Here is a 25,759-nt window from a genome sequence, read left to right as displayed (position 1 = left end):
TAAAATGACATAGACGAGAAAGGATGATGTAGGATGGGGTATGCTTCAATTAAAACAAATCTACCTGGAGATAGATCAAGAGAATTAGTAGAACGAAGACAGCAGGCTGTTCCAAAGGGAGTTAGCTTTGGAGCACCACTTTTTGCACAATCGGCAGAAGGAGCTCTAATACAAGATGTCGATGGAAACACTTTTATTGATTTCGTTGGCGCAATTGGAACGATTAATGTTGGGCATTGTCATCCAAAAGTAAAGCAGGCTCTTCACGAACAGGTCGATCAATTTATTCATACTGGTTTTAATATTATGATGTATGAGGCATATATTGAACTTGCTGAGAGGCTTGCTCGTATTGCTCCTGGAAAACACGATAAAAAAGTGCTGCTTCAAAATAGCGGTGCAGAAGCCGTCGAAAATGCCGTTAAGATTGCACGGAAATACACGAAAAGACAAGGCATTGTTTCGTTTTCAAAGGGCTTCCATGGTAGAACGTTATTAACGATGACAATGACGAGTAAGGTAAAGCCTTATAAATATGAATTTGGTCCGTTTGCACCAGAAATTTATAAAGCACCATATCCATACCATTTTCGTCGACCTCAAGGATTAACGATAGAGCAGTATGAGGAATATATGATGGAGGAATTCCGAAACTTCCTTATTACCGAAGTAGCCCCAGAAACAATTGCCGCGGTAGTCATGGAACCAGTACAGGGGGAGGGTGGCTTTATCATACCTGGTAAACGTTTCGTTCAAGGAGTCTATGAAGCTTGCAAAGAATACGGAATTCTTTTCATAGCAGATGAAATTCAAACAGGTTTTGCAAGGACGGGACGCTATTTTGCGATTGAACATTTTGATGTCGTTCCTGACATCATCACGGTTTCAAAATCAATGGGTGCAGGTGTCCCAATTAGCGGGGTAATTGGCCGCAAGGAAATAATGGACCAATCAGAGCCGGGTGAACTAGGAGGAACCTATAGTGGAAGTCCGCTTGGATGTAGAGCAGCCTTAGCAGTTCTTGATATTGTTGAAGAAGAGCAGCTTAATGAAAAAGCACAAAAAATCGGATTTAGGGTTATGGAAAAGTTTGAACAGTTGTATGATAAATATGAGTGCATCGGTGATATACGGGGACTTGGTGCGATGTGTGCCATGGAGATTGTCGAAGACAGTCTTACAAAAACTCCATCTAAGAAACTAACAAATGAAATTATTCAGGAAGCAAATAAACGTGGGCTCCTATTATTAAGTGCAGGTGTCTATGGAAATGTCATTCGCCTTCTGATGCCAATTGTTATCACTGATGAACAGCTAGACGAAGGACTGGAGATTTTAGAACAATCCATAGAAACAATTGAACAACGCAGACATATTTTTTCGAATTAACATGGGAGATTCAAAGGGAGGTAGTTTAGATGCCAACACATTTTATGTACATTAATGGGGAACAAGTGGAAAGTGACACGAAGGAAGTCATCGACGTTATCAATCCTGCGACTAATAATGCAATAGCTTCCGTTCCAAAGGGAGGAAAGCCTGAAGCAAGAAGAGCAGTTGATGCTGCTCATGCTGCCTTTAAAGAATGGTCTAAAAAAACGGCCGGGGAACGTGGACAGTTACTAATGAATTGGTTCCGACTGATTGATGAACATAAAGAAGAGCTAGGTCGATTAATGACAGAAGAGCAAGGAAAGCCAGTAAAGGAAGCGGTTGGTGAAATTGCTTATGCAAACAGCTTTATTTCCTGGTATGCAGAAGAGGGGAAAAGAATCTATGGAGAAACGATTCCATCCTCTCATCCTAATAAACGAATTTTAGTACACAAACAACCAGTAGGTGTTATCGCCGCAATCACGCCTTGGAATTTTCCGGCTGCCATGATTACCCGGAAGGTAGCACCTGCTCTAGCAGCAGGTTGTACAGCTGTCGTAAAGCCGGCTTCACAAACTCCACTTACGGCTATAAGACTTGCTGAGCTTGCCGGAGAGGCAGGTATTCCTAGTGGGGTTATTAATGTCGTTACTGGAAAAGCACGTGCAATTGGCGATGCATGGTTAGAGGATGAACGTGTTCGAAAAATTACCTTTACAGGTTCAACTGAGATTGGAAAGGTGTTAATGAAGGGGGCGGCTGATACGGTCAAGAAAATTTCCCTTGAACTAGGAGGGCATGCTCCTTTTATAATTATGGATGATGCAGACCTTACTAAAGCAGTTGAAGGTGTCATTGGATCTAAATTTAGAAATGCCGGTCAAACCTGCATTTGTACAAATCGGATATATGTCCATGAGTCTATTGTCGATGCTTTTCAAGAAAAATTCCAAAAAGCCGTCGCCAATCTCAAAGTGGGGAACGGACTTGAGAAAGGTGTAGATATTGGACCATTAATTGATGAAGCTGCACTAGAAAAAGTAACAGAACATATTGAGGATGCCGTTTCAAAAGGAGCAACTATCCTTCATGGAGGAAAAAGAATTTACGATAATGATGGTTATTACCATGAGCCGACAGTTCTAGGTAATGTGTCGGATGAAATGATTTGCATGCAAGAGGAGACATTTGGTCCGTTAGCACCTGTCACAACCTTCAAAACGGAAGAAGAGGCTATTGAACGTGCGAACAACTCCCCGTATGGATTGGCTGCTTATGTCTTTACTGAAAATATCGGGAAGGCTATACGCATAAGTGAACAGCTCGAATATGGAATTGTTGGTTTAAATGATGGGCTGCCTTCAGTAGCTCAAGCCCCATTTGGTGGCTTTAAAGAAAGCGGACTTGGAAGAGAAGGCGGACACTTCGGAATCGATGAATATATCGAAGTCAAATACATTTCAATTGCATTTTAACCTTATCAAAAAAACTGCCCATTCAATTAAGAATCGGGCAGTTTTTTTGAAAAGTGGATATGGTTTAATTTGCTGGCTTAGACACTTCGTTCAACCCTGAAAATCGCGTGATGCAGCATTTCAATTAAAAGGTCTACCTCTTCTTTAGTAATGCAAAGTGGTGGTGCAAAGACAAGGGTATCCATTCCATCAAATACGACAGATCGACAGATAAGACCTATTTTAGCTGCCTCATTTACAATTCTTGGGGCAAGTGGTCCTTTTACATGTTGTGGCGTATTGATTTCAACTGCGCCCATGAGACCTAACGCACGAACATGACTGACAAGACTTGATTCACTTTGAATCCAAGAAAAACCGTCGAGCATTTTAGCTCCCATTTTCACGGAATTTTCAATTAGACCCTCATTTTCAATAATCTCAATATTTTTCAGTGCAACCGCGCATGCCATAGGATGGCCGCTGTACGTATATCCATGTAAAAGTGTTCCGCTAGAAAGCTTTTTGAAATCCTCAAAAATTGCTTCAGATAGGATGACACCTCCTAATTGGGCATATCCACTTGTTACCCCCTTAGCAAAGCACATCATGTCTGGCGCTACCCCGTAGTGATCGACACCGAAATATTGACCAGTTCGACCAAATCCGGTTATCACTTCATCTGTAATCCATAAAATTTTGTATTCATCGCAAATGTCTCGAACTTCTTTAAAATACCCATCAGGTGCGACATGCACTCCACCTGCACCTTGAACTGGCTCTGAAACAAATGCTGCAATTGTTTCTGGTCCCTCTGTTTCAATCGTTCTTCGCAAATCCTCCGCTGACATATTATCTGTATAATAAAAATCTGGGGCTAATGAATTGGTAAAATCTCTGAACGGCTTCAAACCAGTCGCGCTGGTTGAGCCCATTGCAACCCCATGGTAAGACCTATTGCGAGAGATGATTTTCTTTTTCTCCGTCATTCCACGTAATATCCAATAATGGCGCGCTAATTTATAGGCCGTATCATTTGCTTCTGATCCCCCTGAGGTAAAGAAAGTTGTTGATAAGTTCCCTGGGGAAATGTCCGCAAGCTTTGCTGCCAATCGTATCGCAGGTTCATTGCTAAACGTTGCAAAGCAAGAACTAAATGCGAGTTTGTTCATTTGTTCTTGAGCCGCTTGTCCCAATTCCTTCCGTCCATGCCCGATATTAACATTCCATAAAGAGGACATGCCATCAAGGACTCGTTTCCCATTCACATCCTCAAGGAATACCCCTTCTCCTTTTGTAAAAATAAACGCTGGACCGAAATCCTGCTGTTGCTGAATCGGTGAGGTTGGATGTAAAAAATGTTTCTGGTCAAGTTCCATCAATTCTTGGCGTACCATCAATTTTTCGTTCATTCCCATTCCTCCTTCGTTCATTAGGGCGAAAGTTTGCACATTTATCCCACTCTTAACGGGCAGTAATACTCCCACTTTAAGATTCTAAAGAACAAAAGAAGATAAGTGGGAGAACAACTGCCCGTAAAGGTCCGATTGGTTCAACTAACCATCAATGGGGGGGAAGCCCCCACTGATGGAAGTTTCACTTTACTGAAATATATGCGTAAGATTCAAGCTTTTGAACTATGAATATGGAATAGAACTTATAGAATTCGTGTGAATATTTCTTTTTGTAAAGGACAACCTTGAATTCGTAATTATGTTTTAACTCTCCTGTAACACGGATGAAATATATTTTGAGTATGATAATAGTAGTAATTGACCCCCTTTTTATAAAATAGATTTGTTTTGGGCACAGGTACATCCCCTGTGCCCCCTTTTTTTGTAGTCGGCCGAAAATGACACATCGAATTTCTGCGTTGGCTTGCTTCTCCGTTCCTCACGTATTAACTACATACGCTCCGGTACTCAAAGCTGCGCCGCCTTGAAATCCTCGGTCCTTTTCAACCTCCTTCATGTACACAATTTATAACTGCAACAAAAAACAATATACAAATCTTGTTCGTTGTGAGTACCTGTTAGAAATAGTATAATAATAACCATAAGATTGCTTACAAACGGTCTGCCCTATACGGGACCGACTTGGGGTGAAAGAGAGTGCAAAGAGTAACAAATTGCGTAGTACGCAAAGATAATAAAGTATTGCTATTGCAAAAACCACGACGCGGATGGTGGGTTGCTCCTGGAGGAAAAATGGAGCCAGGTGAATCAGTTCGTGACTCCTGTATCCGTGAATACCGTGAGGAAACAGGATTATATCTTAAAAATCCAGATATAAAAGGAATATTTACATTTATCATTAAAGAAGGCGATAAGGTAACCTCTGAATGGATGATGTTTTCTTTTTTAGCCAATGATTTTGAAGGAGAAAATGTTGATGAATCCGAAGAAGGTATCCTGAAATGGCAGGATATTAAGGATATACCAAATCTGCCGATGGCTCCTGGCGATTATCATATTTTGGATTACGTACTTAAAGGTTCTGGGGTTATTTATGGAACATTTACATATACACCAGATTTTCAATTACTTTCTTATAGATTAGATCCTAGTTAGATGTGGGGAGGCAAAACGATGAGTGTTGGTTCAACAAGTGAAATACAATTGGTGATTATAACGGGAATGTCAGGTGCAGGTAAAACTGTGGCCATTCAAAGCTTTGAGGATTTAGGGTATTTTTGCGTAGATAACCTACCTCCAACCCTGCTTCCGAAGTTTCTTGAGTTGATGAAGGAATCTGGAGGGAAAATGAATAAAGTCGCGCTTGTCATGGACCTCCGTGGTCGTGAATTTTTCGACAGCTTATTTGCATCCCTTGACGAGCTTTCAGAGGTTTCATGGATTGCACCACAAATCTTATTTTTAGATGCGAAGGATACAACGCTTGTCACACGCTATAAGGAAACAAGACGTTCTCATCCACTTGCTCCAACTGGTTCGCCACTAGAAGGGATCCAGGTTGAAAGGGAAATCCTAGAGGAAATGAAGGGGAGAGCCCAGTATATTTATGACACATCAGATTTAAAGCCGAGGGAACTACGGGAAAAAATACTAAAGCAGTTCGCATCACATTCAAGACCTACCTTTTCAGTTAACGTGATGTCATTTGGCTTTAAATATGGTATTCCAATTGATGCTGACCTTGTGTTTGATGTGCGTTTTCTCCCGAATCCTCATTACATCGATTCGATGAGACCAAAGACTGGTCTTGATGAGGATGTATCAAGCTATGTTCTAAAATGGACGGAAACCCAGAAGTTTATCGAAAAAGTAACGGATCTACTTGCATTTATGCTCCCGCAATACAAGCGGGAAGGAAAAAGCCAGCTTGTAATTGCAATTGGGTGTACAGGCGGACAGCACCGTTCTGTCACACTAGCTGAATATATCGCAAATCATTTCAAGGCTGACTATCAAACTCATGTTTCTCACCGCGATATTGAGAGGAGAAAGGAAAGAAAGTAATGACCAATCCAAAACAGCCAAAGATTGTCATCATTGGTGGAGGAACTGGCCTTTCCGTACTTTTACGAGGGTTAAAATATCAGCCAGTTGATATTACAGCCATTGTAACGGTTGCGGATGATGGGGGATCCTCTGGTCGTCTTCGCGATGAGATGGATATTCCACCACCTGGTGATATTCGAAATGTATTAGCTGCCTTATCAGATGTGGAGCCCTTGATTGAAGATTTGTTCCAGCATCGGTTTGCAGGTGGAAATGGCTTATCTGGTCATTCACTTGGAAACTTGATCCTTGCGGCAATGACAACCATAACTGGTGATTTTGTTCACGCAGTAACTGAAATGAGTAAAGTCTTAAAAGTAAGAGGAAAAGTGCTTCCAGCAGCGAATAAAAGTGTCGTTTTAAATGCTGAAATGGAGGATGGCACTATTGTTACGGGTGAATCTAAAATTCCATACTCCGGTAAAAAAATCAAGCGTGTCTTTTTAACACCGGATGATGTTGAGCCACTCAACGAATCAATTGAAAAAATTCGACAGGCCGATATGATTGTCATTGGACCAGGCAGCCTTTATACAAGCATTTTGCCAAATTTGCTTGTACCTAAAATAGGCGAAGAGGTCGTAAATGCAAAGGCAAAAAAGGTTTATATTTGTAACGTGATGACCCAGGCAGGGGAAACCTTGAACTATACAGCAAGTGACCATGTGCAGGCTTTGAATGATCATATGGGCTTGAGGTTTATAGATACCATTTTGGTCAATGATGGAGATATCCCGGAGCGCATTAAGGATAAATATGCAAAAGAGTTGGCGAAGCCAGTTGTGTATGACGTAGAAAGGCTTTCTACTTTAGGTTTATCCATCATTAATGATAAAATAATTTCATATGATAACGATGTAATCAGACATGATACAACAAAAGTAGCAAATCTTTTATATAATATGGTTTTAGAAAATAAAAACGGGTGATTGAATAAATCACCCCTCATTATAAAAAGGAGGGTGGAACCTGTGTCATTTGCATCAGAGACGAAAAAAGAACTAACAAACCTAGACATCAAAGAGTGCTGCGCAAAAGCCGAGCTTTCAGCTTTGATTCGAATGAATGGCGCACTTTCCTTCTCCAACCAAAAAATAGCGGTTGATATCCAAACGGAAAATGCTGCTATCGCGAGAAGAATTTATACATTACTGAAAAAATGCTATAATGTTGGTGTTGAGCTCCTCGTTCGTAAAAAAATGAGACTCAAGAAGAACAATGTATATATTGTTCGACTGATTGAGGAAGCAAAGGATATTTTAGAAGATTTAAAGATTTTTGAAGGTTTTTCCCTACATCAAGAAATCTCTCCTGCCCTCGTTGCAAAGAAATGCTGCAAACGCTCCTATTTACGCGGGGCTTTTTTAGCAGGGGGTTCAGTAAATAACCCTGAAACCTCCTCATATCATCTTGAGATTTTTTCATTATATAAAGAACATAATGATTCTCTTTGTGAATTAATGAACGTTTTCGATCTCAATGCCAAAACATTAGAACGAAAAAAAGGTTTTATTACGTATTTGAAGGAAGCTGAAAAAATCACAGAATTTCTCAATGTTGTTGGTGCTCACCAGGCATTGCTTCGATTTGAGGACGTACGTATTGTTCGCGACATGCGAAATTCAGTGAACCGTCTCGTGAACTGTGAAACAGCTAACTTAAATAAGACAATCGGCGCTTCCATTCGTCAAGTAGAAAATATCCGCTACATTGATGAAACAGTCGGTCTTGGCATTTTACCAGATAAGTTAAGAGAAATTGCTGAGCTCCGAGTGGCCTACCAGGATGTCACTCTAAAAGAGTTAGGTGAAATGGTAACATCCGGAAAGATTAGTAAATCTGGAATTAACCACCGTCTTCGAAAAATAGATGAAATTGCCGACAAGCTCCGTGCAGGCCAATCGATCAAATGAGTGTTTTGTTCACTTGGAAAGAAATAAAGCGCTATCATTTTGAAACCTTTTTGGTTTATTCTACGTATGAATAGAAAACTAATGAGAAAAAAACAAACAACTTAAGAATTGCACACAAATTTGAGGAGGAAGAAAAAAATGGTTGAAAGACATGTTGAGGTTGTATTAAGAACGGGATTACAAGCACGCCCTGCAGCAATGTTTGTTCAAGAAGCAAACAAATATTCTGCGGACATCTTTTTAGAAAAGGATGGGAAAAAGGTTAACGCAAAAAGCATTATGGGGCTAATGAGTTTAGCGATTGGCTCAGGTGCAACCATTACCCTAATCGCAGAAGGAAACGATGAAGAAGCTGCGGTTGAAGCTTTAACTGAATTTGTTCAAAAAGAAGCATAAAAAAATCCTCTCACGATATGATGTGAGAGGATTTTTATTTATTTACTTATTTATTGTTATCTTGTGGGTACATAACCTTGTCAATAAGACCATACTCCATTGCTCTTTCAGCAGTCATGAAGTTGTCACGGTCTGTATCTCTTTGAAGAACCTCTAATGGTTGGCCAGTACGTTCTGATAAAATTTGGTTAAGCTTTTCGCGTAAGAATAGGATACGCTTAGCTGCGATTTCAATCTCAGTTGCTTGCCCTTGTGCTCCACCAAGTGGTTGGTGAATCATAACTTCACTGTTTGGAAGCGCAAAACGCTTGCCTTTTTCACCAGCTGCAAGTAAGAAAGCACCCATTGATGCAGCCATACCGATACAAATAGTAGAAACCTTTGGCTTAATGAACTGCATTGTATCATAGATCGCCATACCAGCTGTGATTGAACCACCTGGGCTGTTGATGTATAAAGAAATATCTTTTTCAGGATCCTCAGCTGCTAAGAACAATAACTGAGACACGATTGAATTGGCAACATTATCATCAATCGCACTTCCAAGCATGATAATACGGTCTTTTAATAAACGTGAGTAGATGTCATATGCGCGCTCTCCACGGTTTGTTTGTTCAATAACTGTAGGTATTAAATTCATTTTACTTCCTCCTTCAAACAAATTAAAAGGTTTGTTATGTATTTCCATCATACAATTAAGGTCAGTAAAGGTCAAACAATTCGCTTTACTAACTTATACTATTCTACAAACGAGTATCCCATACCTCTTTAGGCAGGGAAAAAATCAAAATTTCATACGTATTCCATCATAACCGATTTGGCGAGATTTAAACATACATCTTGCAATCAAAAGCTTTCTATCCTATAATGATGAGTGCAGTTTCATCTAAAACATGCCCTCGTAGTGTAGTGGATAGCACAAGAGATTCCGGTTCTCTTATCGTGGGTTCGAATCCTGCCGAGGGCGCTACAAGAAAAATGACCAGAGAAAATCTCCTGGTCATTTTTTTATTAAATAAGGTATCCGTACCCTCAACTGTTCAATATCGTACGAAAATGGAACGACAATAGTGTAATCGTCCCCTCACCGGTTCAAAATCGAACAAAAAGGGAAAGCAAATGGCGTAATCGTTCCCTCATGGGTTCAAAATCAAACAAAAGGGGAACGCAAATGGTGTAATCGTCCCCTCACTGGTTCAAAGTCGAACAAAAAGGGAACGCAAACGACGTAATCGTCCCCTCACTTTTCTAAATTCTAAAAAGATGGAACGAATAGCGCCATCCCCCACAATCCTTTACTTTCAAATCAACCTAGTTATCCTTATACCCCAGTGTACCGTCATACACATCCTCATCAACAGGATTCACAGCCCACATCGTTTGAATCGGATCGAACTCTGATGCAAACTCTTCTTTGTTTTTATTTTTCTTTGCTTCATCAAGTGTCCCAGTGACTGGGCCTGTGTATATGATTTCATTCTTTTTCAACAGTAATCACCTCTTTAAGGTAGATTCTTTCAAAAAATGAATAAAAATGCGTGCTAAAATTTAACTTTTTCGATACGATAGAAGTAAGATAAAATAAACGATATATCATTTAGTCAAAATGTTTATTAAAATTGTGAATAAAAAAGTAAACGCTTCCATATTATTGAATCACCTCAAGGAAGGGGGAAACAATGAGTGAATATGCAAACTGGACTTTTTCAGCAGCAATCTTTAAAGCTAGTCATGACAAAGGAATTAACGCAGGCAATTACTCTTTTACAATACTCTTCTTTGGATTTGACTAAATTTCTAGAAGAGCAAACACTAGAAAATCCCCTCATTGATGTAAAACCATCAGATTTTGGACGACCAAAAAAAATGAAGGTTACAAAAGATACGTATATAAATCCAATCGACTATCTAAGTAAAAAAGAAACAACGTTATACGAGCATTTACTCACACAGATTTCTTATATGAAACTAAACAACACGAAAAAACAGACGGTCGAATATATCATCCAACTACTCGACAGTAATGGTTATTTGTATTTTCCTACAGAAGAAATAGCAAGGGATCTTAATATCGATAAGGAATCTATTGAAAATGCGATTCAAATTATTCAAAGCTTAGATCCGATAGGAGTAGGAGCAAGGTCTCTGCAGGAATGTCTTCTCCTGCAATTGCAGGTACTCCAAAATCGAAACAGGTTAGCGGAGACAATTATACAAGAACATTTTGAACGATTCGCCGAAAAGTCATGGAAGGAAATCGCTAAGGACCTAAATGTAAAGCTTTTTGATATCCAACAGGTCTTTGATTTTATTCAAACGCTAAAGCCGAGACCAGGTGCTGCCTTTCATGGTGGAGAAGCGCATTATATTGTTCCGGACATTGATATACAGGTAGAAGGCGATGTCGTCACAATGAAGATGCAAGACTCGTACCTGCCAAAGGTATCGTTGAACCTCCAGTATTATCAGCATTTTTTAGACGAAAAGGATACCAAAACAAAGTCCTATCTTCAAGAAAAAGTAGATCAATGTCAGTGGATCATGAGAAGCTTGGAGCAACGAAAAATGACCTTGCAAAATGTCATGAGTGAAATTATCAATCGCCAAATCGATTTTTTTATAAAGGGACCAGCACATTTAAAACCGCTTATTATGAGTGAAGTTGCGGATGCTCTTGAGATTCACGAATCGACAGTCAGCCGAGCGGTAAAGGACAAATTTGTGCAAACTCCTTTTGGAATTTTTGAGATGAAGTACTTCTTTAGTCGGAATATCCAAACAACGGGTGAAACGGATACGTCGTCGACGCAGGTGAAAAATGTAATGAAACAGATGATTGAAGAGGAGAATAAACAAAAGCCTTTGTCAGACCAAGAAATTGTCAGTATACTTGAGAAGGAGCATGGTATTCTTGTATCGAGACGAACAATCGCAAAATACCGTGACCAATTAAACATACCTTCTTCGACAAAACGAAAACGGTATAGCAAGTAGATTGGAAGTGTAAGAAGTTGAATCGCATTCAGGTAACCATGTATTCAAAGGAAAATTGCTCTCTTTGTAGCAAAGCAAAAATCGTGATTGAGGAATTAAGCAAGGATTACCCTTTAGATCTTCAAGAAATTGATATTTATAAAGATGACCAACTTTTGGAAAAGTATCAAATCATGATTCCGGTAATCGAAATCGATGGAAATGAAGTAGAATATGGGATCATTCATAAAGAAACAATCCAAGAGTACTTGGATCATTTATTGAAAAAATAAAGTTTATCACGACTGCCTAAAAAATAGGCAGTTTATTTATTGCTTTCTTTTAAAAGTATTGTTACTATAATCATGTAGCACGACGATATTTAATTTTACTGATGTGTTTTTTTTTACTGTAAGCGGGACATAATATGTCTCACCGGGACAAAAAGAGTCCCTTATGGTAAAAAAGGGGAAATGAAAAAATGAGTTCAATCATTGAGGTACAACAAAAATTATTACCCGATTTACTCGAGGTTATGCAAAAGCGCCATGAGATCCTCAAATACATACGACTTATGCAGCCGATAGGAAGAAGGAATCTTTCAACGAGTCTTGGTCATAGTGAACGTGTCCTCCGCGGAGAAGTTGAGTTTTTAAAAAAACAAAATCTCGTGGACTTTAGCACGGCTGGTATGAGCTTGACAAAAGAGGGCGCGGAGCTTTTAAAAGACCTTGAGGATGTTATGAAGGAAGTTTTAGGCTTAAGAGTTTTAGAATCGAAACTTAAGGAGAAGTTAAATATAAAAGAAGTGATTGTCGTCCCAGGCGACAGTGACACGACTCCTTGGGTGAAGAAAGAAATGGGAAGAGCTTGCGTTTCAAGAATAAAACAAAGGCTTTTTGGAGAAAATATCGTCGCAGTTACTGGTGGTACGACCCTTGCTGAGGTGGCAGAAATGATGACCCCGGATTCGAAAGGGAGAAGCATTTTATTCGTACCAGCAAGAGGTGGTTTAGGAGAACGAGTAGAAAATCAAGCAAATACAATTTGCGCAAAAATGGCTGAAAAAGCCTCGGGTGATTATCGACTCCTTCATGTACCTGATGTTGTGAGCAATGAAGCGTACCATTCATTTGTGGCAGAACCATCCATTCGAGATGTCTTGAGTTTGATAAAGTCATCAAGTATGGTTGTCCACGGAATAGGAGACGCTATTACAATGGCAGAGCGTCGCAAGACAGATAAAGAGGATTTGAAAAAAATCATTGAATCTCATGCGGTCGCAGAAGCTTTTGGCTATTATTTTGACGAAGATGGGAATGTTGTCCATCGCGTCCAAACGATTGGAATCCAGCTAAAAGATCTTCCCGCAATCCATGATGTGATTGCAGTAGCTGGAGGAGCTTCGAAGGCAATCGCCATCCAAGCTTACTTAAAGCAAGCCCCGGGAACTCTGTTAATTACAGACGAAGGTGCTGCGAAAGAGTTAATAAAGGGGTAACACCCTTTTCATAATTAACTTTATTCAGTGAAGTTCTACTGAATAAAGTTAAAGCCTCCGGCGGATGCCACAGATTTTCAAAGTTTCGAGCATGCTCGAAAAAATCTGGGCCCAAATACGCCAAGGCGCATTTGATTTTTTAGGTTTCACATACAAAAGGAGGAAATCAAAATGGCAGTAAAAGTTGGTATTAATGGTTTTGGACGTATTGGTCGTAACGTATTACGTGCGGCTCTTAAAAATCCTAATGTAGAAGTAGTAGCAGTAAACGATTTAACAGATGCAAACATGTTAGCTCATCTATTAAAGTATGACTCTGTTCATGGTGTTCTTGATGCAGAAGTATCTGTTAATGGAAACAACCTTGTTGTTGATGGAAAAGAAATTCTTGTTAAAGCAGAACGCGACCCAGCTCAACTAGCTTGGGGCGACCTAGGTGTTGAAGTTGTTGTTGAATCAACTGGTCGTTTCACAAAGCGTGCAGATGCTGCGAAACACTTAGAAGCTGGTGCAAAGAAAGTTATCATTTCTGCTCCTGCAACTGATGAAGATATCACAATCGTTATGGGCGTTAACGAAGACAAATATGATGCAGCAAACCACAACGTTATTTCAAATGCTTCTTGTACAACAAACTGCTTAGCACCATTTGCAAAAGTTTTACATGAAAACTTTGGAATTAAGCGTGGTATGATGACAACTATTCACTCATACACAAATGACCAACAAATTCTTGATTTACCACATAAAGACTATCGTCGTGCTCGTGCGGCAGCTGAGAACATCATTCCTACAACTACTGGTGCTGCAAAAGCTGTTTCTTTAGTATTACCTGAGTTAAAAGGTAAATTAAATGGTGGAGCTGTTCGTGTTCCAACTCCAAACGTGTCACTTGTTGACTTAGTTGCTGAATTAGATAAAGAAGTAACTGTAGAAGAAGTAAACGCAGCACTTCGCAAAGCTGCTGAAAATGAGTTAAACGGAATTATGGGTTACAGCGAAGAGCCACTAGTATCTGGTGACTATAACGGTAATGCAAATTCTTCAACTATCGATGCACTTTCTACAATGGTAATGGAAGGCAACATGGTTAAAGTTATCTCTTGGTATGATAACGAAACTGGTTACTCACACCGTGTAGTTGACCTTGTAGATTACCTTGCATCAAAGGGACTATAATTTTACCGTTTGATTAGTATGTCACATTTATCAAACAGTAAAACACATTATTCTTGGAATCCTAAACAACAATAACTATAATAGAACTTGTGAGGGGAAGGGAGTGTTCCCTTCCCTTTTTGATGTCATTTAGACAAATGCCACAGAACAAGTTTTGAATATTACATAGAACGGAGGCCTTCCCAGTGAATAAGAAATCAGTAAGAGATATTGATGTGAAAGGCAAGCGAGTATTCTGTCGAGTTGATTTTAACGTTCCAATGCAAAATGGTCAGGTTACGGACGAAACTCGTATTCGTGCAGCATTACCAACAATTGAGTACCTTCGTAAAGAAGGAGCAAAAGTTATTCTAGCAAGCCACCTTGGTCGTCCAAAAGGAAAAGCGGTAGACGAACTTCGCTTAGACCCAGTTGCGAAACGATTAAGCGAGCACTTAGGGATCGAGGTTCGCAAAACAAATGAAGCGTATGGTCCAGAGGTTGAACAAGCTATATCAGAAATGAACGATGGCGATGTTCTTTTATTAGAAAACGTTCGTTTCTATCCTGGAGAAGAGAAGAACGATCCGGAACTTGCAAAACAATTTGCTGCATTAGCTGATGTATACGTAAACGATGCATTTGGAGCTGCGCACCGTGCCCATGCTTCTACAGCTGGTATCGCTGAGCACCTACCAGCGGTTGCAGGTTTCTTAATGGAAAAAGAAATCGAAGTACTAGGCAAAGCACTATCAAATCCAGAACGTCCATTCACAGCGATTATCGGTGGAGCAAAGGTTAAGGACAAAATCGGAGTCATCGAGAACCTCTTAGAAAAAGTAGATAACTTGATCATTGGTGGAGGTCTTGCTTATACATTCGTAAAAGCACAAGGTCATGAAATTGGTAAGTCTCTTTTAGAAGAAGACAAGATGGATCTTGCTAACGAGTTCATCAAAAAAGCAAAAGAAAAAGGTGTAAACTTCTATATGCCTGTTGATGTAAGAGTAGCAGATGATTTCTCTAATGATGCGAACATTAAAATCGTTCCTATCACGGAAATTCCAAGCGATTGGGAAGCACTAGATATCGGTCCAAAGACAGCTGAAATTTACAGTGATGTAATTCAAAAGTCTAAGCTTGTTATTTGGAATGGTCCAATGGGAGTATTCGAATTAGATGCATTCGCTAATGGTACAAAAGCTGTTGCACAAGCACTTGCTGATGCAACTGACACGTATTCTATCATCGGTGGAGGCGACTCTGCTGCAGCGGCAGAAAAATTCGGTCTTGCTGATAAAATGAGCCACATTTCAACTGGTGGTGGAGCATCATTAGAATTCATGGAAGGTAAAGAGCTTCCAGGAGTCGAACTACTTAACGATAAATAATAAAATTTATCTAGATTTAATGTCTAGTTCCAGGCGCCATCGGCTCGAGGTCACAAGCCAATCGCTTCGGAAGGTAAAATACACCTTCTGTCAGCGCTCGTCTTGTGCTTGTACTTGCACAGGACAAGGAAGGCTTCGAGAGCATGGTCCTCGCACGAAGAAAATGCATAGCATTTTCGAGGAAGTGCTGACAGCGACGTTTGCCACAGGACGTGGCAGTAGTTAGTCGATGTTCCACGTCAAGGCGCCTTGCACTTTTCTATTCGAAAGGGATGGTGAAACATGAGAAAGCCAATCATTGCAGGAAACTGGAAAATGAATAAGGTTCTTTCAGAAGCAGTTCAGTTTGTAGAAGAAATCAATGGTCTAATTCCATCACCAGAAAAGGTTGATTCTGTTGTTTGTGCGCCAGCACTATTTTTAGAGCGTCTGGTTGCAAACGTAAAAGAAGGAAACTATGACCTTAAAATCGGTGCACAAAACATGCACTTTAAAGAGAGTGGAGCATTCACTGGTGAAATCAGCCCAGTGGCATTAAAGGACTTAGGTGTTGACTATGTGATCCTTGGTCACTCTGAACGCCGTGAAATGTTCGCAGAAACCGATGAAACAGTTAACCAAAAAACACTTGCGGCATTTGCACATGGATTAGTTCCAATCGTATGCTGTGGTGAGACATTAGAGCAACGTGAAGCAGGTCAAACGAATGACCTTGTTGGAACACAAATCGAAAAAGCATTAGCTGGTCTTACAGCTGAACAAGCGAAAGAAGTTGTCATTGCCTATGAACCAATCTGGGCAATTGGAACAGGTAAATCTTCTTCTGCTGAAGATGCGAATGAGGTTTGCGCACACATCCGTAAAGTTGTTGCTGAACAATTCTCACAAGATGTGGCAGATGCTGTTCGCATTCAATACGGTGGTAGTGTAAAACCAGAAAACATTAAGGAATACATGGCACAACCAGATATCGATGGTGCTCTAGTTGGTGGCGCTAGTCTTGATGCTACTTCTTTTGTTAAGCTTTTGGAGGCAGGTAGCAATGAGTAAATCACCAGTTGCACTAATCATCTTAGATGGATTTGCATTTCGCGATGAAGTAAAAGGAAATGCGGTTGCCCAAGCAAATAAACCAAATTTTGATCGCTATTGGAACAAATACCCGCACGCTACTCTACAAGCAAGTGGTGAGGCTGTTGGTTTACCAGAAGGCCAAATGGGGAATTCAGAGGTAGGGCACTTAAATATCGGAGCAGGCCGTATTGTCTATCAAAGCTTAACCCGTGTAAATGTTGCGATTCGCGAGCATAAATTTGAAAAAAATGAAACCTTCCTTGCAGCCATGAAGCATGTAAAGGAAAAAGGTACAGCACTACACCTATTCGGTTTATTATCTGATGGTGGTGTACACAGTCACATTGATCACCTTTTTGCACTGTTAAGACTCGCTGCATCTGAAGGTATCGAAAAAGTGTACATTCACGGCTTTTTAGATGGAAGAGATGTTGGTCCACAAACCGCGAAGATCTATCTCGAACAGCTCGATGAAAAAATCAAGGAATACGGTGTTGGTGAAATTGCAACCTTGTCTGGCCGTTATTATTCAATGGACCGTGACAAGCGTTGGGAGCGCGTTGAAAAATCATACCGTTCAATGGTTTACGGCGAAGGTCCTACATATAAAAATGCATTCGAACTTGTTGATGACTCCTATGCAAACGGCATTTACGATGAATTCGTATTACCATCTGTCATTGTAAAAGAAGACGGTTCACCGGTTGCAACCATTCAAGACAATGATGCTGTCATTTTTTATAATTTCAGACCAGACCGCGCTATCCAAATTTCAAACACATTCACAAATGACGATTTCCGTTCATTTGATCGTGGACCTAAGCATCCTAAAGATTTATTCTTTGTGTGTTTAACGCACTTCAGTGAAAGTGTTGATGGATATGTGGCATTCAAGCCAACAAACTTAGATAATACTCTAGGAGAAGTCCTTTCACAAAACGGATTAAAACAGCTTCGCATTGCCGAAACTGAAAAATATCCTCATGTGACATTCTTTATGAGTGGTGGACGTGAACAGGAATTCCCTGGAGAAACTCGTATTTTAATCAACTCACCTAAGGTTGCAACTTATGACCTTAAGCCAGAAATGAGTGCTTATGAGGTGAAGGATGCACTTTTAAAAGAGATTGCTGAAGATAATCATGATGCGATTTTATTAAACTTTGCAAACCCAGATATGGTTGGTCACTCAGGCATGCTTGAGCCAACAATCAAAGCTATTGAAGTAGTTGATGAGTGCTTAGGTGAAATCGTAGATGCAATCATTAAAAAAGGTGGAGCAGCGATTATTACGGCTGACCATGGTAACTCCGACGAGGTTGTAACTCTTGAAGGAAACCCAATGACTGCTCACACAACAAATCCAGTGCCAGTCATTGTTACAAAAGAAGGATTAACTTTACGCGAAGATGGAATTCTAGGAGACCTAGCACCAACCATGCTTGACCTACTAGGCGTCCAAAAATCCGCTGAAATGACAGGAAATAGTTTAATAAAATAAAACGAATTTGAAAAAGGAGAGATTTTTAATGTCAATTATCGTAGATGTATACGCTCGTGAAGTATTAGATTCTCGTGGAAATCCTACAGTTGAGGTTGAAGTTTATACTGAATCAGGTGCATTTGGCCGCGCATTAGTACCAAGTGGTGCTTCAACTGGTGAATACGAAGCAGTTGAGCTTCGTGACGGCGACAAGAGCCGTTACCTTGGAAAAGGTGTTCAAACAGCAGTAAACAACGTAAATGAAATCATTGCAGCAGAAATCATCGGTTTCGATGTAACTGACCAAGTAGCAATCGACCACGCGTTAATCGAGCTTGATGGAACTGAAAACAAAGGTAAATTAGGTGCTAACGCAATCCTTGGTGTTTCTATGGCAGTAGCCCGTGCAGCAGCTGATTTCTTAGAAATTCCTTTATATCAATACCTTGGTGGTTTCAACTCAAAAACTCTTCCAGTTCCAATGATGAACATCATCAACGGTGGAGAGCATGCTGACAACAACGTTGATATCCAAGAATTCATGATCATGCCTGTTGGAGCAGAAAACTTCAAAGAAGCCCTTCGTATGGGTACTGAAATTTTCCACAACCTAAAAGCAGTGTTACACGCAAAAGGCTTAAACACAGCTGTAGGTGACGAAGGTGGATTTGCTCCAAACCTAGGTTCAAACGAAGAAGCTCTACAAACAATCGTAGAAGCAATCGAAAAAGCAGGTTACAAGCCTGGTGAGCAAGTACGCCTTGCAATGGATGCTGCATCTTCTGAGTTCTACAACAAAGAAGACGGTAAATACCATCTTAAAGGAGAAGGAAAAGTTCTTACTTCTGAAGAAATGGTTGCATTCTACGAAGATCTTGTATCAAAATACCCAATCATCTCAATTGAAGATGGTTTAGACGAAAACGACTGGGAAGGCCACAAACTTCTAACTGAGCGTCTTGGCAAAAAAGTTCAATTAGTTGGAGACGACCTATTCGTTACAAATACGAAGAAACTTGCTGAAGGTATTGAGAGAAACATCGGTAACTCAATCCTTATCAAAGTAAACCAAATCGGTACATTAACTGAAACATTTGATGCAATTGAAATGGCAAAACGCGCAGGTTACACTGCAGTAATCTCTCACCGTTCTGGTGAAACAGAAGACAGCACAATCGCTGACATCGCAGTTGCAACAAACGCTGGCCAAATCAAGACTGGTGCTCCATCACGTACTGACCGTGTTGCAAAATACAACCAATTACTACGTATCGAAGACAATCTTGGCGAAACAGCTCAATACAACGGCTTAGCATCTTTCTATAACCTAAGAGGCTAATCTGATAAATAGGAAAACGACAAGCGCAGATGCTTGTCGTTTTTTTAGTTGGTTGATGTTTGGGTTGGGTTAAAACGCAATTCCTGCGAGTTAAAGCGCAATTATACAAATTAACGCGCGATTCCTTAGGCTTAACGCGCAATTCCGGCATGAACATGCCCCTGTCAAGTAGACACTATTAAAAACGCACAAAATTAAGCTGCTTGAGTCCTATATTCAACAGGACTCATTTCTAATTTCGTTTGGATACGTTTATTGTTATAATAATGAATATAAGCTTCTACTGCTTGTCGCACTTCTATCACTGTTTCAGGGTGGCTGAAACAAGGCATTTCACATTTCAAATGCCCAAAGAAGTTCTCTATGCAAGCATTGTCCCAGCAGTTGCCTCTGCGGGACATAGATTGGCTAATACCCATTTCTTGTAGTCGCTTCATATACCGATGGTTTGTGAATTGAGTACCTTGATCGCTATGCATGATCGCTCTATTCTCAAACCCTCTTTTTTTCAATGCATCTAACGCTCTATATACTAGTTTCATCCCCTGATTCGTTCCAAGTGAATGAGCTACTATTTCCCCGTTGAATAGGTCTTTTATTGCACATAAATACATCCATTTCTGAGAACCTTTTTCCACTTCAATATATGTAATATCAATCGCTAATTTAATCCCAGGTCTCATCGCACGAAAATTTCTATCCAATATATTCGGTATTAATCCATTTGGTTGAGGTCTATTTTTGAACTTCTTTCTTCGAACCTTACACTGTAATCCATATTTACGCATGATTCTAGAAATTCGTTTCTCATTAACAACCAACCCATAATCTTTCTTTAACCCAATTTTAATTCGCTTTCTACCAACTGTTCCTCGATTATCAGTAAATATCTTGTGAATATAAAGAAATAGAGATTCATCTATCCTATCTTGATTATTGCTTCCGTTCCTTTTTAACCATTTATAGTAACCAGAACGTGATACCTCCGTTATTTCCACCAATTTTGTGACTGGGTATTCAGTTGAATAAGCATGAATAAAAGCGTATTGTTCTTCCTTATCGTTCACCCCCTTTTTAGATCCAACAACTTTTTTAAGTATTCATTCTCCAACTTTAGTAATTCGAACTCTTCTTCTAACGTCTTTTTCTTCTTACTCTTCCCCTTACTTTTCTGTCCCCTAGAATTGTTTAATGCAGAGTACCCCTCGGCTCTCACCTTCTCTACCCAGTCATATACTCTACGTTGATTTTTTATCTCAAATTTCGTTGCCAATTCAGCCGCAGAATATCCCTCTAAGAACATCTCTACAACTTGCTTCTTTAAATCATATGGATAATTACTTTGAATACTCATTTTTACACTCTCCCTAAACTAAATGTAACATTTTGAGAGTGCGTTTTTCTAAAGTTGTCTACCATATGGGTACAATAGCAGCATGCTAAAGCGCAATACCGAAATATAAAGCGCAATTCCATTGTACCAGCGAAAAACTCCTTGGTTTTGACGCGAAAATCGTGGTACCGACGCAAATAGCTTAAAGCAAACGCAAATACTGATGTATCGACGCAACAATCCCATAGCAAAAAACACAATTTTGACGCAAATATCTCTGTCCCGACGCTAATCTACAACCAAAGACAACTATTACATTAAATCCTACTTCTCTTTCTTCATCTGTTGCTTCTTTTGTTTACCTTTCTGTGTATGTTCGCCTAAATAATTTGTTTTGTGTTTTTTCTGTTCTTTAACAAACGCATCAAAATCCAAATTGACCACTTCTCATCATTCCTTTCAAGATAGTCAATTTTAATATGGACGATTCTAAAGGAAAACATGATGTGAATCGTTGGAAATTCGGTGTTGGGAAAATCTTAACTGGGTGAAAACCTGAACCAAGATCCTGGATCCACGAAAAGGTCATCATAAGCGAGATGAAGACTCGAACCGAGAGTTCAGACGCACGAATTTGTCATCATAAGCGAGATGAAGACTTGAACCAAGAGCTTAGACCCACGAAAAAGTCTTCATAAGCGGGATGAAGACAAGAACCGAGATCCTGGATCCACGAAAAAGTCTTCATAAACGAGATGAAGACACTAACCAAGAACGTGGAGCAGAGAAAAGTCCTTCATAGGCCAGATGATGATTCAATCCATAATTCCTTTTTCGAATATTTGACTTATGTCAGAAAATGCAGTATTGTCCACATGGTATTTTTATGGTACATTTATTTTAACGTCATATGCGTTCTTGTTCAGGAGGTGTCTTTATATGTTGCATGGAATTTTTGTTACATTACTCGTAATCGTATGTATCGGGTTAATCGTAGTGGTGTTATTACAATCGGGTAAAAGCGCAGGTTTATCTGGAGCTATCTCTGGTGGTGCCGAGCAATTATTCGGAAAACAAAAGGCTCGTGGCCTTGATGCGGTTTTACATCGTATCACAGTAGTCCTAGCGGTATTATTCTTTGTTCTTACAATAGCAGTTTCTTACTTTGAACTATAAAACTTTTTGAAAAGAGGGTTAGACAAGTTGATGTCTAGTCCTTTTTTATTGCGCTCAAAACGCACTTTCCGGTACGATAGTAGAATACCGAAAAAAGCGCAAAATAAAAATAAGGAAGTCATCATAAAGGAGCTATACATAATGAAGATCAAATTACCTCAGCCTTTCTTTTTTGAAGGAGGAGAAAGGGCCGTTTTATTACTACATGGATTTACTGGAAATTCAGCAGACGTAAGGATGCTAGGTAGATTTCTTGAAAATAGAGGCTATACGTGTCATGCACCGATTTATAAAGGACATGGTGTCCCACCGGAAGAATTGGTGCATACCGGTCCTGAGGATTGGTGGGAGGACGTCATGAACGCCTATCAATTTTTGAAAAATAAAGGATACGATAAAATTGCAGTAGCCGGATTGTCACTTGGCGGGGTATTTTCCCTAAAATTGGGTTACACTGTACCTATAAAAGGGATTGTGACCATGTGTGCCCCCATGTATCTAAAAAGTGAAGAAGTCATGTATGAGGGTGTAGTTGAATTCGCGCGTGAATACAAGCGATTTGAGGGGAAATCTCCTGAGCAAATCGACAAGGAAATCGAAGAATTCAAGAAGACCCCGATGAATACGTTGAAAGCACTGCAGGAGCTAATCGCAGAAGTCCGTAACAATGTCGATATGATTTATTCTCCGACCTTTGTTGCGCAAGCGCGTCATGACAAAATGATAAATCCGGACAGTGCAAATATTATTTATGAAGCGATAGAAAATGATTTTAAAAAGATCAAATGGTACGAGGAATCAGGACATGTCATTACCCTAGACAAAGAACGTGACCAGCTGCATGAGGATGTGTATACATTTTTAGAGCAGTTAGAATGGTAACGGGAGGGATAAAAAATGGAACAGGAAATCCAAAATCATATTAATAAATTATTAGAATTTATGAAGGAAGAAGCATACAAACCGTTAACCGTCCAAGAGCTTGAGGTGGCATTTGGAATCTCAGGATCCGAGGATTTTAAAGAGTTTGTCAAAGCCCTTGTCGTAATGGAGGAACAGGGATTAGTCGTTCGAACCCGAAGTAATCGTTATGGTCTTCCGGAAAAAATGAACCTTGTTCGCGGAACACTCACAGGGCATGCGAAGGGCTTTGCATTCGTCGTGCCAGATGACAAAACTATGGATGACGTATTTATTCCACCAAATGAGTTGAAAAATGCGATGCATGGGGATACCGTGCTTGTTCGAATTAATTCTGAATCTTCCGGTCAACGTAAGGAAGGTACGGTTGTTCGAATTATTGAGCATGGTATCAAAACGATTGTTGGTACATATACCGAAAGTAAAAACTTTGGCTTCGTCATTCCAGATGATAAAAAAATCACCAATGATATTTTTATTCCGAAGCAAGCGTCAAATGGTGCGATTGAGGGACATAAGGTAGTTGTGAAACTTGTTACGTACCCTGAAGGAAGAATGAGCGCAGAAGGTGAAGTTATTCAAATTTTAGGTCATAAAAATGACCCTGGAATCGATATTCTTTCTGTGATTCACAAGCACGGACTTCCAGAGGAGTTTCCCGGAGACGTATTGGAGCAGGCAAATAATACGCCTGATTCCATCGATCCAAGAGAGCTTGAAAATCGACGCGACTTACGAAATGAAGTCATCGTGACGATTGATGGCGCTGACGCAAAAGATTTGGATGATGCCGTAACGGTTACGAAGCTAGAAAATGGGAATTACAAGCTTGGTGTACACATTGCAGATGTTACACATTATGTAACAGAAGGTTCTCCTATCGATAAAGAAGCAAGTGACCGTGGAACCAGTATTTATCTTGTTGACCGTGTGATTCCGATGATTCCACATCGCCTTTCTAATGGCATCTGTTCCTTAAATCCAAAAGTGGAGCGTTTAACCTTGTCTTGTGAGATGGAAGTAGACGGGAACGGTACCGTTGTGAAGCATGATATTTTTCAAAGTGTAATAAAAACAACGGAACGAATGACATATGCAGATGTAAATAGCATTTTGGTTGAAAAAGATGAAGAACTCAGAACACGCTACGAACCACTTGTTCCGATGTTTGAAGATATGGAAAGACTAGCTGCGATCCTTCGTGAAAAACGAATGAAGCGTGGTGCCATTGACTTTGATTTTAAAGAAGCAAAGGTTCTTGTCGATGATGAGGGTGCACCATACGATGTTGTTTTACGGGAGCGCTCTGTTGGTGAACGTTTAATCGAAGAATTTATGCTGCTTGCAAATGAAACTGTTGCAGAGCATTTCCACTGGATGAACGTTCCGTTTATTTATAGGATTCACGAAGATCCGAATGAAGAAAAGCTCAGACGTTTCTTAGAGTTCATCACGAACTTTGGTTATCTTGTAAGGGGTGCTGGAAATTCGATTCACCCTCGTGCCTTGCAGGAAGTAATTGAAGCCGTTCAAGGGAAACCAGAGGAAATGGTTGTTTCAACCGTCATGCTGCGCTCTATGAAGCAAGCAAAGTATGATCCAGAAAGTGTCGGACACTTTGGGCTTTCAACGGATTTTTACACGCATTTCACTTCACCCATTCGACGTTATCCAGACTTAATCGTTCATCGATTAATTCGTACCTATTTGATTCAAGGTAAGCTCGACAATGCGACCCAGGATAAATGGAGAGAAAAACTCCCGGAAATTGCAGAGCATTCCTCAAATATGGAGCGACGTGCGGTTGAAGCTGAGCGTGAAACAGATAGCATGAAAAAGGCAGAATATATGATGGATAAAATCGGTGAGGAATACGATGGCATCATTAGCTCTGTCACCAACTTTGGTATGTTTGTGGAGCTACCAAACACTATTGAAGGACTTGTTCACGTCAGCTATCTAACCGATGATTACTATCGTTATGATGAGAGAAGCTATGCGATGATTGGTGAACGGACCGGTAATGTATTCCGAATTGGAGACGAAATTACGGTTCGTGTCATTAACGTGAATAAAGATGAACGCTCTGTTGACTTTGAAGTGGTTGGCATGAAAGGAAGCCGCCGCAAGTTTTCAAAGGAACAGCCTACAATCATCAAGTCCGAAAAAGGAAGAAATCGACGCAAATCAAATGAGGATGACAAGAAACGCGGTAGTGACAAAGACGGCGAATGGTCAACTCGGAAACCTCGGAAGAAAAAGAAGAAATATGATAATGTGCCACCACAGAAAAGCAAGAAGCGAAAAAAGAGAAGATAATCGAGAGTGCCCCACAATGTGGGGTGCTTTTTTGGGTTTACGATATATGGATTGCTACCCGGTATCATGTACGTAGGGGCTGCATATGAATGGGGTAGTCTGTCCTTTTTGAACAAAAGAAGTCCCAAGTGATTAATCTACATTTGGGACGTGATTAGTTAGGTTATCGATTTTGTGAAACGAGTTTTTTTGAGCGTTTACAATCAATTACTGCTTCTCTTCTAAAATTTGGTGATAGCGCCCTTCAAGTAAATTAATAATATTCTTCTGCTGCTGCGCTAATTGCTGAAACATTTGTTTTGCTTGTTGGTTTTGCGTTTCTATAGAAAACTGCATTAAACATGCTTCTACACTTTGAGCCGAAGCGATTGTTCTTTGCATTTGTGTTTGTACAGTCATCCGAACTCACCTATCCTTCATTTAACAAGAAGTA

The 25,759-nt window shown here is 40.0% G+C and carries 24 protein-coding genes and 1 tRNA gene; 19 read left to right on the top strand and 6 right to left on the bottom strand.

Going from position 1 to position 25,759, the window contains the following annotated elements:
* Positions 1–33 precede the first annotated feature (33 nt).
* Positions 34–1,389, top strand: coding sequence for a 4-aminobutyrate--2-oxoglutarate transaminase (gene gabT / locus RGU12_RS19080; protein WP_309537437.1), 1,356 nt, complete (start codon positions 34–36; stop codon positions 1,387–1,389).
* A 44-nt stretch (positions 1,390–1,433) separates the two neighbouring features.
* A complete protein-coding gene (locus RGU12_RS19075; protein ID WP_309538292.1) occupies positions 1,434–2,849 on the top strand; it encodes an NAD-dependent succinate-semialdehyde dehydrogenase in 1,416 nt (471 codons plus the stop codon).
* A 77-nt stretch (positions 2,850–2,926) separates the two neighbouring features.
* Here RGU12_RS19075 and RGU12_RS19070 read toward each other — a convergent pair whose 3' ends face one another.
* The gene (locus RGU12_RS19070) at positions 2,927–4,240 is read right to left on the bottom strand and encodes an aminotransferase family protein (RefSeq protein WP_309537436.1); all 1,314 of its coding nucleotides are present in this window, start codon (positions 4,238–4,240) and stop codon (positions 2,927–2,929) included.
* A 699-nt stretch (positions 4,241–4,939) separates the two neighbouring features.
* On the opposite strand from RGU12_RS19070, the gene RGU12_RS19065 reads away from it, so the two are divergent.
* The 5 genes from RGU12_RS19065 to RGU12_RS19045 all read left to right on the top strand — a co-directional run bounded on the left by RGU12_RS19065 (position 4,940) and on the right by RGU12_RS19045 (position 8,658).
* The gene (locus RGU12_RS19065) at positions 4,940–5,398 is read left to right on the top strand and encodes an NUDIX hydrolase (protein ID WP_309537435.1); all 459 of its coding nucleotides are present in this window, start codon (positions 4,940–4,942) and stop codon (positions 5,396–5,398) included.
* Positions 5,399–5,416: 18 nt separating this feature from the next.
* Positions 5,417–6,307 carry an RNase adapter RapZ gene (gene rapZ / locus RGU12_RS19060; RefSeq protein WP_309537434.1) on the top strand — a complete coding sequence of 297 codons (891 nt, stop codon included), beginning with the start codon at positions 5,417–5,419 and terminating at the stop codon, positions 6,305–6,307.
* Positions 6,307–7,278 carry a gluconeogenesis morphogenetic factor MgfK gene (gene mgfK, locus RGU12_RS19055; protein WP_309537433.1) on the top strand — a complete coding sequence of 324 codons (972 nt, stop codon included), beginning with the start codon at positions 6,307–6,309 and terminating at the stop codon, positions 7,276–7,278. The genes rapZ and mgfK overlap by 1 nt, the downstream gene beginning before the upstream one ends.
* Before the next feature lie 42 nt (positions 7,279–7,320).
* Positions 7,321–8,262, top strand: a complete 942-nt coding sequence (whiA, locus tag RGU12_RS19050) for a DNA-binding protein WhiA (RefSeq protein WP_116353404.1) — start codon at positions 7,321–7,323, stop codon at positions 8,260–8,262.
* A 138-nt stretch (positions 8,263–8,400) separates the two neighbouring features.
* A complete protein-coding gene (locus RGU12_RS19045; RefSeq protein WP_116353405.1) occupies positions 8,401–8,658 on the top strand; it encodes an HPr family phosphocarrier protein in 258 nt (85 codons plus the stop codon).
* A gap of 46 nt (positions 8,659–8,704) precedes the next feature.
* Here RGU12_RS19045 and clpP read toward each other — a convergent pair whose 3' ends face one another.
* Positions 8,705–9,298, bottom strand: a complete 594-nt coding sequence (gene clpP, locus RGU12_RS19040; protein ID WP_116353406.1) for an ATP-dependent Clp endopeptidase proteolytic subunit ClpP — start codon at positions 9,296–9,298, stop codon at positions 8,705–8,707.
* 255 nt (positions 9,299–9,553) lie between these two features.
* On the opposite strand from clpP, the gene RGU12_RS19035 reads away from it, so the two are divergent.
* Positions 9,554–9,625, top strand: a tRNA-Arg gene (locus RGU12_RS19035).
* 344 nt (positions 9,626–9,969) lie between these two features.
* On the opposite strand, the gene RGU12_RS19030 is transcribed toward RGU12_RS19035, so the two are convergent.
* Positions 9,970–10,146: a hypothetical protein gene (locus RGU12_RS19030; RefSeq protein ID WP_309537432.1), complete on the bottom strand. Its 177-nt coding sequence runs from the start codon at positions 10,144–10,146 to the stop codon at positions 9,970–9,972.
* 201 nt (positions 10,147–10,347) lie between these two features.
* Between RGU12_RS19030 and rpoN the strand changes: the two genes are divergently transcribed.
* The 8 genes from rpoN (at position 10,348) to eno (ending at position 19,577) form a co-directional block, all read left to right on the top strand.
* The gene (gene rpoN / locus RGU12_RS19025) at positions 10,348–11,652 is read left to right on the top strand and encodes an RNA polymerase factor sigma-54 (RefSeq protein ID WP_309538291.1); all 1,305 of its coding nucleotides are present in this window, start codon (positions 10,348–10,350) and stop codon (positions 11,650–11,652) included.
* A 26-nt stretch (positions 11,653–11,678) separates the two neighbouring features.
* Positions 11,679–11,924 carry a glutaredoxin family protein gene (locus RGU12_RS19020; protein WP_309538290.1) on the top strand — a complete coding sequence of 82 codons (246 nt, stop codon included), beginning with the start codon at positions 11,679–11,681 and terminating at the stop codon, positions 11,922–11,924.
* A gap of 188 nt (positions 11,925–12,112) precedes the next feature.
* A complete protein-coding gene (locus RGU12_RS19015; protein WP_309537431.1) occupies positions 12,113–13,132 on the top strand; it encodes a sugar-binding transcriptional regulator in 1,020 nt (339 codons plus the stop codon).
* A 171-nt stretch (positions 13,133–13,303) separates the two neighbouring features.
* On the top strand, positions 13,304–14,311 hold the full coding sequence (gene gap / locus RGU12_RS19010; RefSeq protein ID WP_116353409.1) for a type I glyceraldehyde-3-phosphate dehydrogenase: 1,008 nt from the start codon (positions 13,304–13,306) through the stop codon (positions 14,309–14,311).
* Between the two features lie 185 nt (positions 14,312–14,496).
* Complete coding sequence (locus tag RGU12_RS19005) at positions 14,497–15,681, top strand: phosphoglycerate kinase (RefSeq protein ID WP_309537430.1); 1,185 nt, start codon at positions 14,497–14,499, stop codon at positions 15,679–15,681.
* Between the two features lie 282 nt (positions 15,682–15,963).
* Positions 15,964–16,731 carry a triose-phosphate isomerase gene (gene tpiA / locus RGU12_RS19000; protein WP_309537429.1) on the top strand — a complete coding sequence of 256 codons (768 nt, stop codon included), beginning with the start codon at positions 15,964–15,966 and terminating at the stop codon, positions 16,729–16,731.
* The gene (gene gpmI / locus RGU12_RS18995; protein WP_309537428.1) at positions 16,724–18,256 is read left to right on the top strand and encodes a 2,3-bisphosphoglycerate-independent phosphoglycerate mutase; all 1,533 of its coding nucleotides are present in this window, start codon (positions 16,724–16,726) and stop codon (positions 18,254–18,256) included. The genes tpiA and gpmI overlap by 8 nt, the downstream gene beginning before the upstream one ends.
* 28 nt (positions 18,257–18,284) lie before the next feature.
* Positions 18,285–19,577, top strand: coding sequence for a phosphopyruvate hydratase (gene eno, locus RGU12_RS18990; protein ID WP_309537427.1), 1,293 nt, complete (start codon positions 18,285–18,287; stop codon positions 19,575–19,577).
* 194 nt (positions 19,578–19,771) lie between these two features.
* On the opposite strand, the gene RGU12_RS18985 is transcribed toward eno, so the two are convergent.
* Both RGU12_RS18985 and RGU12_RS18980 read right to left on the bottom strand, forming a co-directional pair.
* On the bottom strand, positions 19,772–20,644 hold the full coding sequence (locus RGU12_RS18985; protein WP_309537426.1) for an IS3 family transposase: 873 nt from the start codon (positions 20,642–20,644) through the stop codon (positions 19,772–19,774).
* Positions 20,641–20,931 (bottom strand): helix-turn-helix domain-containing protein, encoded by a 291-nt coding sequence (locus RGU12_RS18980; protein ID WP_309537340.1) that lies wholly within the window; start codon positions 20,929–20,931, stop codon positions 20,641–20,643. The genes RGU12_RS18985 and RGU12_RS18980 overlap by 4 nt, the downstream gene beginning before the upstream one ends.
* Before the next feature lie 921 nt (positions 20,932–21,852).
* Here RGU12_RS18980 and secG point away from each other — a divergent pair.
* The 3 genes from secG to rnr all read left to right on the top strand — a co-directional run bounded on the left by secG (position 21,853) and on the right by rnr (position 25,326).
* On the top strand, positions 21,853–22,086 hold the full coding sequence (secG, locus tag RGU12_RS18975; protein ID WP_116353471.1) for a preprotein translocase subunit SecG: 234 nt from the start codon (positions 21,853–21,855) through the stop codon (positions 22,084–22,086).
* 141 nt (positions 22,087–22,227) lie between these two features.
* Complete coding sequence (locus RGU12_RS18970) at positions 22,228–22,968, top strand: alpha/beta hydrolase (RefSeq protein ID WP_309537425.1); 741 nt, start codon at positions 22,228–22,230, stop codon at positions 22,966–22,968.
* A gap of 15 nt (positions 22,969–22,983) precedes the next feature.
* Complete coding sequence (gene rnr / locus RGU12_RS18965; protein ID WP_309537424.1) at positions 22,984–25,326, top strand: ribonuclease R; 2,343 nt, start codon at positions 22,984–22,986, stop codon at positions 25,324–25,326.
* 207 nt (positions 25,327–25,533) lie between these two features.
* On the opposite strand, the gene RGU12_RS18960 is transcribed toward rnr, so the two are convergent.
* Positions 25,534–25,725: a DUF1657 domain-containing protein gene (locus tag RGU12_RS18960; RefSeq protein ID WP_309537423.1), complete on the bottom strand. Its 192-nt coding sequence runs from the start codon at positions 25,723–25,725 to the stop codon at positions 25,534–25,536.
* Between the last annotated feature and the right edge of the window lie 34 nt (positions 25,726–25,759).

The sequence above is a fragment of the Ferdinandcohnia sp. QZ13 genome, assembly GCF_031324165.1.
Classification (GTDB): domain Bacteria; phylum Bacillota; class Bacilli; order Bacillales; family Bacillaceae_L; genus Ferdinandcohnia.
This window is presented reverse-complemented; position numbering and strand designations above follow the sequence as displayed.